Below are 17151 nucleotides of genomic sequence, written 5' to 3'. Positions count from 1 at the left end.
GTTGAGCATGGCTGGTGCAATGGCCGGCAGAGCATACACAAAACCGCGCATTGACCGTCGCCAGGTGACGGTGCTTCTGCGTAGTTCTACGCAGTGGCGCGTGGGTAGTTTTGCGAATTTCGGGAAGCGGCACTTCGATGGATAGTTGCCGGGCTCTCGATTGCGGAGCACAACAATAACAATGAGCGTCGCAGGCCCGAACTGCGGCAGGAGAGGTCAAATGACCAGAATGGCTAGCCATATTGCCTGGTTTGCCGTCGCCTTACTGGGCGCCTTCGCGCTGGGTACGGTGGCGCTGAACCGCGGCGAGTCGATCAACGCCCTGTGGATTGTCGTCGCTGCCGTGGCGATCTATCTCGTTGCCTATCGCTACTACAGCCTGTTCATCGCCACCAAGGTGATGCAACTCGACCCCACCCGCGCCACCCCGGCCGTGGTGAACAACGACGGTCTGGACTACGTCCCGACCAACAAGCACATCCTCTTCGGTCACCACTTCGCCGCCATCGCTGGCGCCGGCCCGCTGGTCGGCCCGGTACTCGCCGCGCAGATGGGCTACCTGCCGGGCACCCTCTGGCTGATCGCCGGCGTGGTGCTCGCCGGTGCCGTGCAGGACTTCATGGTGCTGTTCATTTCCACCCGTCGCAACGGTCGCTCGCTGGGCGAGCTGGTGCGCGAGGAAATGGGCCAGGTGCCTGGCACCATCGCCTTGTTCGGCGCCTTCATGATCATGATCATCATCCTCGCGGTGCTCTCGCTGATCGTGGTCAAGGCGCTGGCGGAAAGCCCGTGGGGCATGTTCACCGTGATGGCGACCATTCCCATTGCGATGTTCATGGGCGTCTACATGCGCTATATCCGCCCGGGGCGCATCGGCGAGATTTCCCTGATCGGGGTGATCCTGCTGCTCGGTTCGATCTGGCTCGGCGGCGTGGTTGCCGCCGATCCGGTGTGGGGCCCGGCGTTCACCTTTACCGGTGTGCAGATCACCTGGATGCTGATCGGTTACGGCTTCGTCGCCGCGGTATTGCCGGTGTGGCTGATCCTCGCGCCACGCGACTACCTGTCGACCTTCCTGAAGATCGGCACCATCATCGCCCTTGCCATCGGCATCCTGGTGGTCATGCCCGAGCTCAAAATGCCGGCCCTGACGCAGTTCACCGACGGCACCGGCCCGGTATGGAAAGGCACGCTGTTCCCCTTCCTGTTCATCACCATCGCGTGCGGCGCGGTATCCGGCTTCCACGCGCTGATCAGCTCGGGCACCACGCCCAAGCTGCTCGCCAATGAATCCCATGCCCGCTACATCGGCTATGGCGGCATGCTGATGGAATCCTTCGTGGCCATCATGGCCATGGTCGCCGCTTCGGTGATCGAGCCGGGCGTCTACTTCGCCATGAACAGCCCTGCTGCGCTGGTCGGCTCGGATGTGCAGTCGGTTGCTGCGGCGGTCAGCAGCTGGGGCTTCGTGATTACCCCCGAGGAGCTGGAAGCGGTTGCCCGGGACATCGGCGAGAACACCATCCTGGCTCGCGCCGGTGGCGCACCGACGCTGGCCGTGGGCATTGCGCAGATCCTCCACAATCTGCTGCCGGGTGAGAACACCATGGCCTTCTGGTACCACTTCGCGATCCTGTTCGAGGCGCTGTTCATCCTCACCGCGGTGGATGCGGGTACGCGTGCCGGTCGTTTCATGCTGCAGGACCTGCTCGGCAACTTCGTACCGTCCCTGAAGAAGACCGAGTCCTGGACCGCCAACGTCATCGCCACGGCGGGCTGTGTCGCGCTGTGGGGCTGGCTGCTGTATCAGGGCGTGATCGATCCGCTGGGTGGCATCAACACGCTGTGGCCGCTGTTCGGCATCTCCAACCAGATGCTTGCCGGCATCGCGCTGATGCTCGGTACCGTGGTGCTGATCAAGATGAAGCGTGAGCGATACGTGTGGGTGACCCTGGTTCCCGCCGTCTGGTTGTTGATCTGCACCACCACCGCCGGGTTGATCAAGCTGCTCGACCCCAACCCGGCCGTCGGTTTCCTGGCCCTGGCCAAGAAGTACCAGGCAGCCGTGGATGCCGGTCAGATTCTTGCCCCAGCCAAGGACCTGGGCCAGATGCAGCACGTGATCTTCAACGCCTATACCAACGCTACCCTCACCGTGCTGTTCCTGTTCGTGGTGCTGAGCGTGCTGTTCTATGCCGTCAAGGTCGGACGTGCCGCCTGGCGCAAGGAACTGCGCAGCGATCAGGAAGCGCCCTACCAGGCACTGCCTGCTGACGCCCCGGAGGTCGCTCGTGTTCAATGATCTCAGCCGCATGGGCAAGTACCTTGGCCAGGCCGCGCGTATGCTGGTGGGCATGCCCGACTACGACACGTACGTCGAGCACATGACCAGCAAGCACCCGGACAAGCCGGTGATGAGCTACGAAGCCTTCTTCCGTGAGCGTCAGGAAGCGCGTTATGGTGGCGGCAAGGGGCGGCCCATCCGCTGCTGTTGATCCCTCCGGGCCTTATTGCCCGGTTCAGGAACCACACGCCACGCCTCGTCGTGGCGTGTGTCATTCAGAGGAACGCTTTTCATGTCCTTAGCACCCATTCCGGTCACCGTACTCAGCGGTTTTCTCGGTGCCGGTAAAACCACCCTGTTGCGCCATGTCCTCAAGGCCGAGCATGGCCTGAAGATCGCGGTGATCGAGAACGAATACAGCGAAGTGCCGATCGACAGCCAGTTGCTGGGCAGCGAGCCGGTGCAGGTGATGACCCTGGCCAACGGCTGCGTGTGCTGCTCGATCCATGTCGAGCTGGAGAAAGCGCTGTTTCTGCTGCTGGAGAAGCTCGACAGCGGTGAGCTGGTCTTTGATCGTCTGGTCATCGAGTGCACCGGCCTCGCCGATCCGGCTCCCGTGGCGCAGACCTTTTTCGCCACCGAAGAACTGTGCGATCGCTACGTGCTGGACGGCATCATCACGCTGGTGGATGCCGCCAATGCCGAGCGCCACCTGCAGGAAACCATTGCCCAGGCACAGGTCGGGTTCGCCGACCGCATCCTGCTCAGCAAGACCGACCTGGTCGATGAGGCCCGCCGCGAGGCGCTGATCACGCGCTTGCAACGCATCAATCGGCGCGCACCTATTCGCGTGGTCGAGCACGGTCGCATCGATCTGGGCGAGCTGCTCGACGTGCGTGGTTTCAACCTCAACGCCGATATCGCGCCAAGCTTGCGACCGGTGATGCCGGGCAAGAGCAGCGATCGCATCGCCACGCTGGTGCTGACCAGTGATGCGCCGCTGGATCTGGATCGGCTCAGTGCTTTCATGGAAAACCTGCTGGAGGAGCACGGCAGCTCGCTGCTGCGTTATAAAGGCGTGCTGAGCATTGCCGGCGAAGAGCGGCGCATGGTCTTTCAAGGCGTATTGCGGCTTTACGGCTTCGACTGGGACAGCGCATGGGGGGCCGACGAGAAGCGCGAGAGCGTGATCGTGTTCATCGGCGACAATCTGCCCGAGGAAGCGATCCGCCAGGGTTTTGCCGCGGCGAGTGGCTGATGGCGGTTTTCAGCGGGCCAAAAAAAATGCCGGTCAGTGACCGGCATTTTTCATTCCCGTGAACCTTACTCGTCGAGGAACGAGCGCAGGTGTTCGCTACGGGTCGGGTGGCGCAGCTTGCGCAGTGCCTTGGCTTCGATCTGACGAATACGCTCACGGGTGACGTCGAACTGCTTGCCCACTTCCTCGAGGGTGTGGTCAGTGTTCATGTCGATACCGAAACGCATGCGCAGCACCTTGGCTTCGCGGGCAGTCAGGCCGGAAAGCACTTCGCGAGTGGCTTCCTTGAGACTTTCCACGGTGGCCACGTCGATCGGGGACTGCATGGTGCTGTCCTCGATGAAGTCACCCAGGTGCGAATCTTCGTCATCGCCGATCGGGGTTTCCATGGAGATCGGCTCTTTGGCGATCTTCAATACCTTGCGGATCTTGTCCTCGGGCATTTCCATGCGCTCACCGAGTTCTTCCGGAGTGGGTTCGCGGCCCATTTCCTGAAGCATCTGACGGGAGATGCGGTTGAGCTTGTTGATCGTCTCGATCATGTGCACCGGAATACGGATGGTACGTGCCTGGTCGGCAATCGAGCGAGTGATCGCCTGACGGATCCACCAGGTGGCATAAGTCGAGAACTTGTAGCCGCGACGGTATTCGAACTTGTCCACCGCCTTCATCAAACCGATATTGCCTTCCTGAATCAGATCGAGGAATTGCAGGCCACGGTTGGTGTACTTCTTGGCGATCGAGATCACCAGGCGCAGGTTGGCTTCGACCATCTCTTTCTTCGCGCGGCGGGCTTTCGCCTCACCGATCGACATGCGACGGTTGATGTCCTTGATCTCGGCGAGCGTCAGGTCGCTCTCGTCCTGCAGGGCGATCAGCTTCTGCTGGCAGCGCTGAATGTCCGCCTCCAGATTGCCGATGGCTTCCGCGTACTTGGACTTGCCCTTGGCCAGACTGGCTGCCCAGTCGAGATCCACTTCGTTGCCTGGGAACAGACGCAGGAAGTCGGCGCGCGGCATGCGCGCATCACGCACGCACAGCTGCATGATGGCGCGTTCCTGGCCACGCAGGCGATCCAGTGCTTCACGCACACGCACCACGAGGGCGTCGTACTGCTTGGGCACCAGCTTGATCGGCATGAACAGCTCGGCCAGCGCCTTGAGCTCTGCAATGGCCTGCTTGCTGCTGCGGCCATGCTTCTTCAGCGCCTTCTTGGCGATTTCCAGCTGATCGGAGACCGCGGTGAAGCGGCGCAGGGCCTCTTCAGGATCCGGGCCGCCATCGCCTTCCTCTTCCTCGTCGTCGCTGTCGCCGTCTTCTTCCTCATCGTCCTTTTCTTCGGCGGCGTCGCCCGTGGCAGGCACGGGGGCAGCAGCTTCGGCAGGCACGATGCCGTCATCCGGATCGATATAACCACTGAGTACTTCGACCAGGCGGCCGCCCTCGGTGGTGACACGCGTGTATTCGGCGAGAATGCTGTCGACGGTACCCGGGAAGTGGGCAACGGCGCCCATGACTTCGCGGATGCCTTCCTCGATGCGCTTGGCGATTTCGATCTCGCCTTCACGGGTCAGCAGTTCCACGGTGCCCATTTCACGCATGTACATGCGCACTGGGTCCGTGGTGCGACCGATATCGGTTTCAACCGCAGCCAACGCAGCAGCAGCTTCTTCAGCGGCGGCTTCGTCGGTGTCGGCATCAGCCAGCATCAGGGCGTCTGCATCCGGAGCACTCTCGTGTACCGGGATCCCCATGTCATTGATCATGCGGATGATGTCTTCCACCTGCTCAGGATCTGAAATATCCTCGGGCAGGTGGTCGTTGACCTCTGCGTAAGTCAGATACTTCTGCTCACGACCCAGGGTGATCAACTCTTTGATACGAGATTGCTGTTGCGCTTTTCCGGACATAACACCCTATCCACTGAAGGTCTTGGCGGGCTGAAAACAAGCCGAGGATTATACCTCAGCTCGGCGCTCAGGCGCCAGTTGGGGTCTTGCTGGGCGAGGCAAGGCTGCTGTAATGCTCTCGGAGCATGGCCTTTTCCTCGTCGGTGAGTTCGCTCGGGCTTTTCTGCATGACGCTGCGCAGAGCGGTTTCGCGTCGCCTAAGCGACTGACTATGGACAAGTGTAGTTATGGTGTCGAAAAACTGCCGTTCAAGGTTGTCGTGATCGATTAACCATTCTTTTTCTGCCAATACCTTGAGCAGGCGACCCTGCTCGGTGCCGTGCCAGCGGGCGATCAGTTGCAGCGAGCGCAGGTTTGGCTGCTTCTGCAAGGTGCCTACCAGAGCCACCAGCAACTGAGCGTAGGTGTCGCCTTCTGCCGCGAAATTGCTGACATCGTCGACCCTCTGCGCCAGTTCCGGGTGGTGCAGCAAGCTGCGCAGCGCGCTCAGATGTGGCGATTCGACGCTGACTGCCGTGCGCGGCGGGTGATAATCGTCGCGACCCTTCTTGCTCCACTTGCCGCCTTCCTTCTTCCACTCACCTTTACCCTGCTTTCTGGCTGGGCGTTCGAAGGTGGGGGCCTGCTGCTCCTCATAGCTCGGTGCCACATCGTAATAGGCGCTGTCGGGGATGGTTTCAAGGGCGGGCGGATGGCCGTTGTCGGTTTGATGGATGGGCGCAGGCGCTTGTCGTCCTGCCGGTGCCGACATCTGGTTCAAGGCCTCGACGCTGAGGCCGGTAATCTGCGTCAGTCGCTGGCGCATCAGGGCGCGTAGCGTGTTGCCGGGGATCTTCTCGATCAGCGGCGCTGCCAGCGTGACCAGGTGCGCCTTGCCTTCCAGCGAGCGCGGGTCGGCCTCTTCGCTCAGTTGCTGGAAGAAGTAGTCGGCCAGGGGCTGGGCATGCTGATGAATGCGTGCGCGAAAGGCGTCGGTGCCTTCGCTGCGCACCAGGGTGTCCGGGTCTTCGCCCTCGGGCAGGAACAGAAATCGCGCGCGGCGGCCGTCCTGCAGGTTCGGCAATGCTGCTTCCAGGGCGCGCCAGGCGGCGTTGCGGCCAGCCTGGTCGCCGTCGAAGCAGAACAGCACGCTGGGCACCAGGCGGAAAATGCGCTTGAGGTGTTCTTCGCTCGTCGCGGTGCCCAGGGTCGCGACGGCATTGCGCAGGCCCTGCTGGGCGAGCGCGATGACGTCCATGTAGCCCTCGACCACCATGATCTCGTCGAGGTTGCGGTTGTGCTTGCGCGCCTCAAACAGGCCGTAGAGCTCCTGCCCCTTGTGGAACACCGGGGTTTCCGGCGAGTTCAGGTACTTGGGTTTGTCGTCGCCCAGCACCCGGCCACCAAACGCGATGACTCGGCCGCGGCTGTCATGGATGGGGAATATCACCCGGTCACGGAAGCGGTCGTAGCGTTTGCCGCTGTCGGGATTCTCCACCAATAGGCCTGCGTCGATCATTGCCTTGTGCTGCAGGCTGTCGCCGGCCAGGTGCTTGAGCAGGTTGTCCCAGCCCGGTGGCGCGAAGCCGAGGCCGAAATCCCGGGCGATCTCGCCGGAAAGGCCGCGGCCTTTCAGGTAATCCACCGCGGCGCGGCGTTGCGGATGACTCTTCAGTGCCTGGCGATAATAGTCTGCTGCGGCCTTGAGCAGGGCGTAGAGCGGCGAGTCGGAGGGCTGGCGGGGCTTGCCGCCGCGGCCACCGTCTTCACGCGGTACGTCCATGCCGGCGCGTTTGGCCAGCTCCTCGACGGCCTGGGGAAACTCCATCTGGTCGTGATCCATCACGAAGCCCAGGGCGTTGCCGCCGGCGCCGCAGCCGAAACAGTAATAGAACTGCTTGTCCGGGCTGACGGTGAAGGAGGGAGATTTTTCCTTGTGGAACGGGCAGCAGGCGCTGTAGTTCTTGCCGGTCTTCTTCAGTTGGATGCGCGAGCTCACCACGTCGACAATGTCGGTGCGGTTGAGCAGGTCATCAATGAAAGACTGCGGGATCAGGCCGGCCATAGGTGCTCAATAGTGCCGTGGCACGGTACGAAACAGTAGCGGCAAAAACGCAAAAACTCCGATCATTCGCCAGGAGGCGATGCGGAGTCTTTGACGATAATGCCCGACGCGAGCCGGGCATTCACAGGTTGCGCGTACTGTATTAGTACAGGCGAACGCTGCGGCGCTGTTCGCGCTGGACTTTCTTCGCGTGACGCTTAACAGCGGCAGCGGCTTTACGCTTACGCTCGGAAGTCGGCTTTTCGTAGAATTCACGGCTACGAACTTCGGCCAGAACACCGGCCTTTTCGCAGGAGCGCTTGAAACGACGCAGAGCTACGTCGAAGGGTTCGTTCTCTTTAACTTTGACGGCTGGCATCCAGGGCTACCTTCTTTATTACGGAGGTTTGTGTCTTCCTGGCAACAGCGCGGAAAGATCACAGGTTTTTAAGGGTTGCGGATGTTACCGCCTCGTCAAGCGGAATGCAAAGCCTCTGATCGAAAACCACTGGTCTGTGCCGCTTGGCGGCGATTATTATGCCGGCCTTTCACGCCCTGTGGGCTGTTTAATTCAAGGCGAAACCATGCTGGTGCTGGGATTGGAAACTTCGTGCGACGAGACCGGTGTCGCGCTCTACGACAGCGAGCGTGGCCTGCTCGCCGATGCGCTGTTCAGCCAGATCGACCTGCACCGCGCCTACGGCGGCGTGGTACCGGAGTTGGCCTCGCGTGACCATGTCAAGCGCATGCTGCCGCTGATCCGCCAGGTATTGGACGAGGCGGGCTGCGTGGCCACCGACATCGACGCCATCGCCTACACCGCCGGCCCCGGGCTGGTCGGCGCGCTGCTGGTCGGTGCGTCATGCGCGCAGGCATTGGCGTTCGCCTGGGACGTGCCGGCCATTGGCGTGCACCACATGGAGGGCCATCTGCTGGCACCCATGCTGGAAGACGCGCCGCCGGCCTTTCCCTTCGTGGCGTTGCTGGTCTCCGGCGGGCATACCCAGTTGGTCCGCGTCGATGGCATCGGCGAGTACCAGTTGCTGGGTGAATCGCTCGACGATGCGGCCGGAGAAGCCTTCGACAAGACCGCCAAGCTGATGGGACTGCGCTATCCCGGCGGCCCGGAAATCGCCCGACTGGCCGAGCGCGGCGCGCCGGGACGCTTCGTCTTTCCGCGGCCGATGACCGACCGGCCGGGCCTGGATTTCAGCTTCAGCGGCTTGAAGACCTTCACTCTGAATACCTGGCAACAGTGCTGCGCCACGGGCGACGACAGCGAGCAGACCCGCTGCGATGTGGCCCTGGCGTTCCAGCAGGCGGTGGTCGAGACGCTGACCATCAAGTGCCGCCGGGCTCTCAAGCAAACGGGCCTGAACAGCCTGGTAATCGCCGGTGGGGTCAGTGCCAACCGTGCGCTGCGCACGTCGCTCGAAGACATGACGGCAGCGCTCAAGGGCAAGGTGTTTTATGCCCGTCCTGCATTCTGTACCGACAACGGCGCGATGATCGCCTATGCCGGTTGCCAGCGCCTGCTGGCCGGGCAGCACGAGGGACTGGCGATCGGCGTGCAGGCGCGCTGGCCGATGGAGCAGTTGCCGGCTTTGTAAGAGGCCGGATGTGTTGGTGGTGTGCTGGTGAAAGGGCGGCTAAAAGGTAGAAGCAGCCGTCACTTATCCATTGTGGGAGCGGGCCATGCCCGCGAAAAATCACGGGCATGGCCTAGGCGTCCCCGCCCGTTCCCACGGATAATGCGTAGGGTGGATGACGCTTTTTTCATCCACCATCGCGATCACGGAGCGGTGGACGGGTCGGGCCGCGTAGGCGAAGCGCAGCTACGAGCCCCGATCCACCCTACTGCATATTCATGTAGTGGTTGAGCCCAGATCAGAAATGCCGCTCACGGCCAGCCCACAGATCACGTAGATTGCTGCGGTGCCGCCAGACGATCAGCCCGCTGAGTACGCACATCGGCAGCAGCGCGGCCGGTTGCTGCCAGGCGAGCAGGGGCAGCGTCATGGGCGCCGCGGTCAGCGCGGCGAGGGAGCTGGTGCGGGTCAGCACGAAGGTCAGCAGCCAGGTACAGAGCGCGAGCAGGGCAGCAGGTGGGTAGAGGCCCAGCAGCATGCCGGCGGCAGTGGCCACGCCCTTGCCGCCACGGAAGCGGAAATACAATGGATACAGGTGGCCTATAACCGCAGCCAGCCCTAGCCAGGCCTGCTGCTGGAGCCCGAAGCCGAGGTGCGCGGCGAGCATCACCGGCAGCAAACCTTTGAATAGATCGCCAATCAGCGTGAGAATGGCCAGGCGCTTGCCGGCCACCCGCAGCATGTTGGTGGCGCCGGGGTTGCCCGAGCCACTGGCGCGCGGGTCTGCCAGGCCACTCATGCGGCTGAGCAGGATAGCGAAGGACAGCGAGCCGAGCAGGTAGGCGAGGATCGCCAGCAGCCAAAACATGGTATCCATTCCGCGCCGGGGGATGCCTGATTCTAACGAGGTACGGCCAGCTTGTCGTGCCGTGGAGAGCGTGCTTGGACACAGTGTTTATCGCGGGCCTGGAGGTCGACACCGTCATCGGTGCCTACGACTGGGAGCGCACCATCCGCCAATGCCTGCAGCTCGATCTCTGGCTGGGTTGGGACAACCGTCCCGCCGCCAAGGATGACGACTTGAGCAAGGCGCTGGATTACGCGTCGGTGTCCGCGCGTATTCAGGCGTTCGCCAGCGAGTCGCAGTTCATCCTCGTGGAAACGTTCGCCGAGCGCCTGGTCGACCTGCTGATGAACGAGTTCGCGATTCCCTGGGTGCGCCTGCGGCTGACCAAGCCGGGTGCAGTACCCGCCGCCCGTGGCGGTGTCGGTGTGGAGATCGAGCGCGGATGTCGCTAACCCCGATCTTGCTGGGCCTGGGCAGCAACATCGAGCGCGAGGTGCACCTGTGCGCCGGGCTGGATGCATTGGCAGACATCGTCACCGACATGCGCTGCTCGCCGGTGTTCGAAAGCCTGGCCGTGGGCATCAAGAGTGGCCCGTTCTTCAACCTGGTGATCGCCGGGCACACCGCCCTGCCGTTGCCTGAACTGGATCGCCGGCTGAAATTCATCGAGGCCGACAACGGCCGCTACGCCCCTGATCGCAAGGGTTTGCCGCTGGATATCGACGTGCTGATGTACGACGCGCTGGTGGGCAGTTTCGATGGGCTGGTGCTGCCCCGTGCGGAGATTCTAAGGAACGCCTTCGTGCTCAGGCCGCTGGCGCTGCTGGCGCCCGATACCCAGCACCCGGGCGTTGGGCAGAGCTTCGCCGAGCTGTGGAGGGAGGCGCGCATCGAGCAGCAGCTGTGGCCGGTGGCCTTCCAGTGGCGCGGCGTCGAGCTGACGCCCACCGACCTGCTGCCCTCGCCTTAATCCGCCTGCACTGCCTGCTTGAACGCCTTGAGCGCAGCCAGGCGCTCGCGGTTCAAGGCTTCGCCGAGTTCCGCGCCCTTGTAGCCACGCTCCAGCAGCGGCTGCACGGTAACCTTGCGGACTGCGTGCATGGCGTCCAGAAGGTAGGCGGCTTGCGGATAATCACGCTGCTCGAGGCCGTGGCGACCCCGGGCATCCATCTCGCAGGCGGCGACGAACGCTTCGAACCGCTGCGGCCGACGGAACACGTCGAATCGCTGCATCAGCTCCAGCAACGTAGTGGGGCGCAGCTCCAGGGCGCGGTGGGCATGGGTGTGCAGCTCGCCGACCAGCTCGGCGAGCTCCTGACACTCCCGGGGCACCTTGCAGCGGCTGTTGATCGTCTTGATCAGCGGGATGCCGCGGTGCTCGTGTGCGATGTGCCGCGGCCAGTCGGCCTGCCTGGTGAGCCCCTTGCCCACATCGTGGAGCAGGCAGGCCCAGCGTACCGGTAATGGCTGCTGGTGTTCGGCGCACTGGCGCAGCACGGCCAGCACGTGAACGCCGGTGTCGATTTCCGGGTGATGGGCCGGCGGCTGCGGCACGCCGAACAGCACGTCGACCTCGGGCAGCAGGGCTGCGAGCGCACCACAGTCGCGCAGCACCTGTATGAAAACGTCCGGGCGCGGCTCCATGAGTGCGAGGGAGATTTCCTTCCAGCTGCGCTCGGGAGTCAGTGCATCCAGCTCGCCCGATTCGGCAAGCTGGCGCATCAATGTCAACGTCTCGGCCGCCACGCTGAAACCCAGTGGCGCATATCGGGCGGCGAAACGGGCCACGCGCAGCACACGCAGTGGATCTTCTGCGAACGCCGGGGATACGTGGCGCAATTGCCTGTCGGCCAGGTCGCGTTGCCCGCCGTACGGGTCGATGAGCTGCCCGTGCTCATCTTCGGCAATGGCATTGATGGTCAGGTCGCGGCGTATCAGGTCCTGTTCCAGGGTCACGTCCGGGCTGGCGTAGAAGGTGAAACCGCCGTAGCCACGGCCACTCTTGCGCTCGGTGCGTGCCAGCGCATATTCCTCGCCGGTTTGCGGGTGCAGGAACACCGGAAAATCCGCGCCCACCGGGCGGAAACCCTTTTCCAGCATGGCCTCGGCAGTAGCGCCGACCACCACCCAGTCAACTTCGGTAACCGGGCGGTCGAGCAGGCGGTCGCGCACGGCACCGCCAACTTTGTAGATGTGCATAGGGTCCTCCGTCATGACGCAGAGGATAACCGCTGCGCCGGAGGCTGTCGTTGCGCAGAGGTGTTGAGCCCTTTCGGGCCCAGGGTCAAAGCGGCGGGATGTGCAGGTCCAGGCGTGGAAACTCGCCCTCGGCCGATTTGTCGCTCCTGGGCGGCACATGTTGGGTGTTGACGATCTGCTCCCCCTGCAGGGTCTGCAGGTGGATATCGAAGCCCCAAAGGCGATGCAGGTGCTTGAGTACCTCCTCGGTGGAGGTGCCCAGTGGTTTGCGGTCGTGCTGGAAGTGGCGCAGGGTCAGGGAGCGGTCACCGCGGCGGTCGATGTTCCAGATCTGCACGTTGGGCTCGCGGTTGCCCAGGTTGTACTGGGCCGCCAGGGTTTCGCGGATGGTGCGGTAGCCCGGCTCGTCATGAATGGCCGGCACACTGAGCTCGTCCTTCTGGTCGTCGTCGAGGATGCTGAACAGCTTGAGGTCGCGGATCACCTGGGGCGACAGGTACTGCAGGATGAAGCTTTCGTCCTTGAAGCTGGTCATGGCGAATTTCAGGGTGCTCAGCCAGTCGCTGCCAGCGATGTCGGGGAACCAGTGGCGATCCTCGTCGGTGGGCGCCTCGCAGATGCGCCGGATGTCACGGTACATGGCAAAACCCAGGGCGTAGGGGTTGATGCCGCTGTAGTAGGGGCTGTCGAACGAGGGCTGGAACACCACGCTGGTGTGCGACTGCAGGAACTCCATCATGAAGCCATCGGTGACCAGGCCTTCATCGTAGAGGTCGTTCATCAGGGTGTAGTGCCAGAAGGTCGCCCAGCCTTCGTTCATCACCTGGGTCTGGCGCTGCGGGTAGAAATACTGGGCGATCTTGCGCACGATACGGATCACCTCGCGCTGCCAGGGTTCGAGCAGCGGCGCATGTTTCTCCAGGAAGTAGAGAATGTTTTCCTGCGGCTCGGCGGGAAAGCGCTTGTTGTCCTGGTCGCTGGTCTTGCTGGCGCTTTTGGGAATGGTCCGCCACAGGTCGTTGATCTGCCGTTGCAGGTGCTCCTCGCGATCCTTCTGGCGGCGTCGCTCCTCCTCGGCGGAAATCGGGTAGGGGCGCTTGTAGCGGTCCACCCCATAGTTCATCAGCGCATGGCAGGAGTCGATCAGGTCCTCGACCGCATCGATGCCGTGGCGTTCTTCGCACTGGGTGATGTACTGCTTGGCGAACACCAGGTAGTCGATGATCGACGCCGCGTCGGTCCAGGTGCGGAACAGGTAATTGCCCTTGAAGAAGCTGTTGTGCCCGTAGCAGGCGTGGGCGATCACCAGCGCCTGCATGGTGATGGTGTTTTCCTCCATCAGGTAGGCGATGCACGGGTCGGAGTTGATCACGATCTCGTAGGCGAGGCCCATCTGCCCGCGACTGTAGGACTTCTCGGTGCTGAGGAACTGCTTGCCGTATGACCAGTGGTGGTAGCCCAGGGGCATGCCGACGGAGGCGTAGGCGTCCATCATCTGTTCGGCGGTGATCACCTCGATCTGGTTCGGGTAGGTATCCAGGGCATAGCGCTCGGCGAGGCGGCTGATTTCCCGGTCGTAGTCGCGGATCAGTTCGAACGTCCATTCCGACCCGGTGGAGAGGGGCTGGCGTTTCTTGGCACTCATGTCGTTAGCCTCCGCTGGAACAGTTCGCGGAACACCGGGTAGATATCGCCTGCCGATACCAGCTGTTGCTGGGCGAAGGTCTCGTCATAGGCTTCGGCGACCCGTTCGTACTCGAACCACAGCGCCTGGTGCTCGCGCGGGGTGATCTCCACGTAGGTGAAGTACTGGACGAAGGGCATGATCTGCCTGATCAGGATATCGCGGCATACCGGCGAGTCGTCGTTCCAGTTATCGCCGTCCGAGGCCTGGGCGCCATAGATATTCCACTCGTTGACCGGGTAACGCTCGGCCATGATCTCCTGCATCATTTTCAGCGCGCTGGAGACGATGGTGCCGCCGGTTTCCCGCGAGTAGAAGAATTCCTCCTCGTCGACTTCCTTGGCGCTGGTGTGGTGGCGGATGAACACCACCTCGATCTTGTCGTAGTTACGCTTGAGAAACAGGTACAGGAGGATGAAAAAGCGCTTGGCGACATCCTTGGTGGCCTGGGTCATGGAGCCGGAGACGTCCATCAGGCAGAACATCACCGCCTTGGAGCTGGGGTTGGGATGCTTGACCAGTAGGTTGTACTTGAGGTCGAAGGTGTCGAGAAAGGGCACGCGGTGTATGCGGGCGCTGAGGCGTTCGATTTCCGCTTCCAGGAGCTGAATGTCGCCGAAATTGTCGGGTTCTTCGCGGCGCAGGCGTTCGAGTTCGGTCTTGGCCTCGCGCAGCTTCGCCCGGCTGCTGCCGGACAGCGCAATGCGCCGGGCGTGGGCCGAGCGCAGGGTGCGGATGATGTTGATGCGTGAAGGGTTGCCCTCGTTGCTGATGCCGGCGCGCACGGTCTTGAACGTTTCGGCGCCGGTCAGGTGGCGCTTGACCAGGTTAGGCAGCTCCAGGTCCTCGAACATGAAATCGAGGAATTCCTCCTGGGTGATCTGGAAGACGAACTCGTCCATGCCATCGCCGGAGTTGCTCGCCTTGCCGGCGCCCTGGCCGCCGCCACCGCCCTGCGGCCGCGGTATGCGTTCGCCGGCCACGAACTCCTTGTTACCGGGATGCACGACGGTCTGCTTGCCGCCACGGCCGTGGTGCAACACCGGCTCATCGATGTCGCGGCCGGGGATGCTGATCTGCTCGCCGTGCTCCATGTCGGTGATGGAGCGGCGACTGACCGCCTCTTCCACGGCCTTCTTGATGTGGTCACGGTAACGACGGATGAACCGCTGGCGGTTCACCGTGCTCTTGTTCTTGCCATTCAGGCGACGGTCGATCACGTAGCTCATACAAGCCCTCCGGGCGCTGCAGGCGCCAGACCACGGCTGCACGGTGGCCTGGCGCCCGGGCCGCTTACTGCGATTTACGTACGCGCAGATACCATTCCGACAGCAGGCGAACCTGCTTTTCGGTATAACCGCGCTCGACCATGCGTTTGACGAAGTCGTTGTGCTTCTGTTGATCCTCCTTGCTGGCCTTGGCGTTGAAACTGATGACCGGAAGCAGATCCTCCGTGTTGGAGAACATCTTCTTCTCGATCACCACCCGCAGCTTCTCGTAGCTCAGCCAGGTCGGGTTCTTGCCGTTGTTGTTGGCCCGGGCGCGCAGCACGAAGTTGACGATTTCATTACGGAAATCCTTCGGGTTGCTGATGCCGGCGGGTTTCTCGATCTTTTCCAGTTCCTCGTTGAGGGCCACGCGATTGAGGATCTCGCCGGTTTCCGGGTCGCGGTATTCCTGATCCTGAATCCAGAAATCCGCGTACAGCACGTAGCGGTCGAAGATGTTCTGGCCATACTCGCTGTAGGACTCCAGGTAGGCGGTCTGGATTTCCTTGCCGATGAACTCGATGTAGCGCGGCGCCAGGTATTCCTTGATGAAGCGCAGGTAGCGCTCGCGTACTTCGCCGGGAAACTGTTCCTGCTCGATCTGCTGTTCCAGCACGTACAGCAGGTGCACCGGGTTGGCGGCAATTTCATGGGGGTCGAAGTTGAATACCTTGGAGAGAATCTTGAAAGCGAAGCGGGTCGACAGGCCGTTCATGCCTTCATCGACACCGGCGGCATCGCGATATTCCTGGATCGATTTGGCTTTGGGGTCGGTGTCCTTGAGGTTCTCACCGTCGTAGACCCGCATCTTCGAGTAGATGTTGGAGTTGTCCGGCTCCTTCAGGCGCGACAGGGTGGAGAACTGGGCGAGCATCTTCAGGGTGTCCGGTGCGCAGTGGGCATCAGCCAGCGAGCTGCTCGTCAACAGCTTGTCGTAGATCTTGACCTCGTCGCTGACGCGCAGGCAGTACGGCACCTTGACGATGTAGATGCGGTCAATGAACGCCTCGTTGTTCTTGTTGTTGCGAAAGGTGTGCCATTCCGACTCGTTGGAGTGCGCCAGGAGGATGCCGCTGTAGGGAATCGCTCCCAGACCTTCGGTGCTGTTGTAGTTGCCTTCCTGGGTGGCGGTGAGCAGCGGGTGCAGCACCTTGATCGGCGCCTTGAACATTTCGACGAATTCCATGAGGCCCTGGTTGGCCCGGCACAGGGCCCCCGAATAGCTGTAGGCATCGGCGTCGTTTTGCGGATACTCCTCGAGCTTGCGGATGTCCACCTTGCCGACCAGGGCCGAGATATCCTGGTTGTTCTCATCACCTGGCTCGGTCTTGGCGATGGCGATCTGGTTGAGGATCGATGGGTAGAGCTTGACCACGCGGAACTGGCTGATATCCCCGCCGAACTCGGCCAGACGCTTGCTGGCCCAGGGCGACATGATGCTGCCCAGGTAGCGCCGCTCGATACCGTAGTCCTCTTCGAGAATCGCGGCGTCTTCCGCGGCGTTGAACAGCCCCAGTGGCGATTCGAATACCGGCGAGCCCTTGATGGCGTAGAAGGGCACCTTCTCCATCAGTTGCTTGAGCTTCTCGGCCAGGGACGATTTACCGCCACCGACCGGGCCGAGCAGGTAAAGGATCTGCTTCTTCTCTTCCAGACCCTGGGCCGCGTGGCGGAAGTAGGAAACGATCTGCTCGATGCATTCTTCCATACCGTGGAAATCGGCAAAGGCGGGGTAGCGACGAATCACCTTGTTGGAAAAGATGCGTGACAACCGAGCGGTGTGCGACGTATCGAGCAGCTCCGGTTCGCCAATCGCCATCAGCAGCCTTTCGGAGGCACTGGCGTAGGCGCTGCGATCCTGTTTGCACAGTTCGAGGTACTCCTGCAGCGAGTACTCCTCCTGGCGGGTCGCCTCGAATCGTTGCTGGAAGTGACTGAAAATGCTCATGACTTCACCTCGCTCGATGCTTGGAAGCGGCCGGGATCGGTCGAGCGGGTGCATGCAGGCCCGGCGCTTGCGCAGCCGGGATGAATCCCCCGAGCACCCCCGCAGTCAGCCAGAACCTCATGATCGGCCTGTCCGTGGCAT

The 17151-nt window shown here is 62.3% G+C and carries 14 protein-coding genes; 6 read left to right on the top strand and 8 right to left on the bottom strand.

The window, feature by feature from the left end:
- Positions 1-220 precede the first annotated feature (220 nt).
- The 3 genes from ACZ0AV_RS11110 (at position 221) to yjiA (ending at position 3542) form a co-directional block, all read left to right on the top strand.
- A complete protein-coding gene (locus ACZ0AV_RS11110; RefSeq protein WP_499151066.1) occupies positions 221-2302 on the top strand; it encodes a carbon starvation CstA family protein in 2082 nt (693 codons plus the stop codon).
- Positions 2292-2495, top strand: a complete 204-nt coding sequence (locus tag ACZ0AV_RS11105; protein ID WP_499151065.1) for a YbdD/YjiX family protein — start codon at positions 2292-2294, stop codon at positions 2493-2495. The genes ACZ0AV_RS11110 and ACZ0AV_RS11105 overlap by 11 nt, the downstream gene beginning before the upstream one ends.
- 81 nt (positions 2496-2576) lie before the next feature.
- Complete coding sequence (gene yjiA, locus ACZ0AV_RS11100; protein ID WP_499151064.1) at positions 2577-3542, top strand: GTPase; 966 nt, start codon at positions 2577-2579, stop codon at positions 3540-3542.
- Between the two features lie 65 nt (positions 3543-3607).
- Here yjiA and rpoD read toward each other — a convergent pair whose 3' ends face one another.
- The 3 genes from rpoD to rpsU form a co-directional block, all read right to left on the bottom strand.
- Positions 3608-5452 carry an RNA polymerase sigma factor RpoD gene (gene rpoD, locus ACZ0AV_RS11095; RefSeq protein WP_499151063.1) on the bottom strand — a complete coding sequence of 615 codons (1845 nt, stop codon included), beginning with the start codon at positions 5450-5452 and terminating at the stop codon, positions 3608-3610.
- Positions 5453-5519: 67 nt separating this feature from the next.
- The gene (gene dnaG / locus ACZ0AV_RS11090) at positions 5520-7496 is read right to left on the bottom strand and encodes a DNA primase (RefSeq protein ID WP_499151062.1); all 1977 of its coding nucleotides are present in this window, start codon (positions 7494-7496) and stop codon (positions 5520-5522) included.
- Positions 7497-7638: 142 nt separating this feature from the next.
- Complete coding sequence (rpsU, locus tag ACZ0AV_RS11085) at positions 7639-7854, bottom strand: 30S ribosomal protein S21 (RefSeq protein WP_003296736.1); 216 nt, start codon at positions 7852-7854, stop codon at positions 7639-7641.
- Positions 7855-8059: 205 nt separating this feature from the next.
- Between rpsU and tsaD the strand changes: the two genes are divergently transcribed.
- Positions 8060-9085: a tRNA (adenosine(37)-N6)-threonylcarbamoyltransferase complex transferase subunit TsaD gene (gene tsaD, locus ACZ0AV_RS11080; RefSeq protein WP_499151061.1), complete on the top strand. Its 1026-nt coding sequence runs from the start codon at positions 8060-8062 to the stop codon at positions 9083-9085.
- Positions 9086-9362: 277 nt separating this feature from the next.
- Here the strand turns inward: tsaD and plsY are convergent, their stop codons facing one another.
- The gene (plsY, locus tag ACZ0AV_RS11075; protein WP_499151060.1) at positions 9363-9932 is read right to left on the bottom strand and encodes a glycerol-3-phosphate 1-O-acyltransferase PlsY; all 570 of its coding nucleotides are present in this window, start codon (positions 9930-9932) and stop codon (positions 9363-9365) included.
- Positions 9933-10006: 74 nt separating this feature from the next.
- Here plsY and folB point away from each other — a divergent pair, with 74 nt between their 5' ends.
- Positions 10007-10363 carry a dihydroneopterin aldolase gene (gene folB / locus ACZ0AV_RS11070; RefSeq protein ID WP_499151059.1) on the top strand — a complete coding sequence of 119 codons (357 nt, stop codon included), beginning with the start codon at positions 10007-10009 and terminating at the stop codon, positions 10361-10363.
- Positions 10354-10881 (top strand): 2-amino-4-hydroxy-6-hydroxymethyldihydropteridine diphosphokinase, encoded by a 528-nt coding sequence (gene folK / locus ACZ0AV_RS11065; protein ID WP_499151058.1) that lies wholly within the window; start codon positions 10354-10356, stop codon positions 10879-10881. The genes folB and folK overlap by 10 nt, the downstream gene beginning before the upstream one ends.
- On the opposite strand, the gene ACZ0AV_RS11060 is transcribed toward folK, so the two are convergent.
- The 4 genes from ACZ0AV_RS11060 to ACZ0AV_RS11045 form a co-directional block, all read right to left on the bottom strand.
- A complete protein-coding gene (locus tag ACZ0AV_RS11060; protein ID WP_499151057.1) occupies positions 10878-12110 on the bottom strand; it encodes a multifunctional CCA addition/repair protein in 1233 nt (410 codons plus the stop codon). The two genes, folK and ACZ0AV_RS11060, sit on opposite strands and share 4 nt — an antisense overlap.
- Before the next feature lie 85 nt (positions 12111-12195).
- The gene (locus ACZ0AV_RS11055) at positions 12196-13755 is read right to left on the bottom strand and encodes a SpoVR family protein (RefSeq protein ID WP_499151056.1); all 1560 of its coding nucleotides are present in this window, start codon (positions 13753-13755) and stop codon (positions 12196-12198) included.
- Positions 13752-15023, bottom strand: coding sequence for a YeaH/YhbH family protein (locus ACZ0AV_RS11050; protein WP_499151055.1), 1272 nt, complete (start codon positions 15021-15023; stop codon positions 13752-13754). Before ACZ0AV_RS11050 ends, ACZ0AV_RS11055 begins: the two co-directional genes overlap by 4 nt.
- Positions 15024-15087: 64 nt before the next feature.
- Positions 15088-17010 carry a PrkA family serine protein kinase gene (locus tag ACZ0AV_RS11045; RefSeq protein ID WP_499151054.1) on the bottom strand — a complete coding sequence of 641 codons (1923 nt, stop codon included), beginning with the start codon at positions 17008-17010 and terminating at the stop codon, positions 15088-15090.
- Positions 17011-17151 lie beyond the last annotated feature (141 nt).

It is taken from the genome of Pseudomonas sp. AC532 (assembly GCF_979258965.1).
Note: the sequence above shows the minus strand (reverse complement) of the source record. Positions and strands in the feature narration are given on the sequence as shown.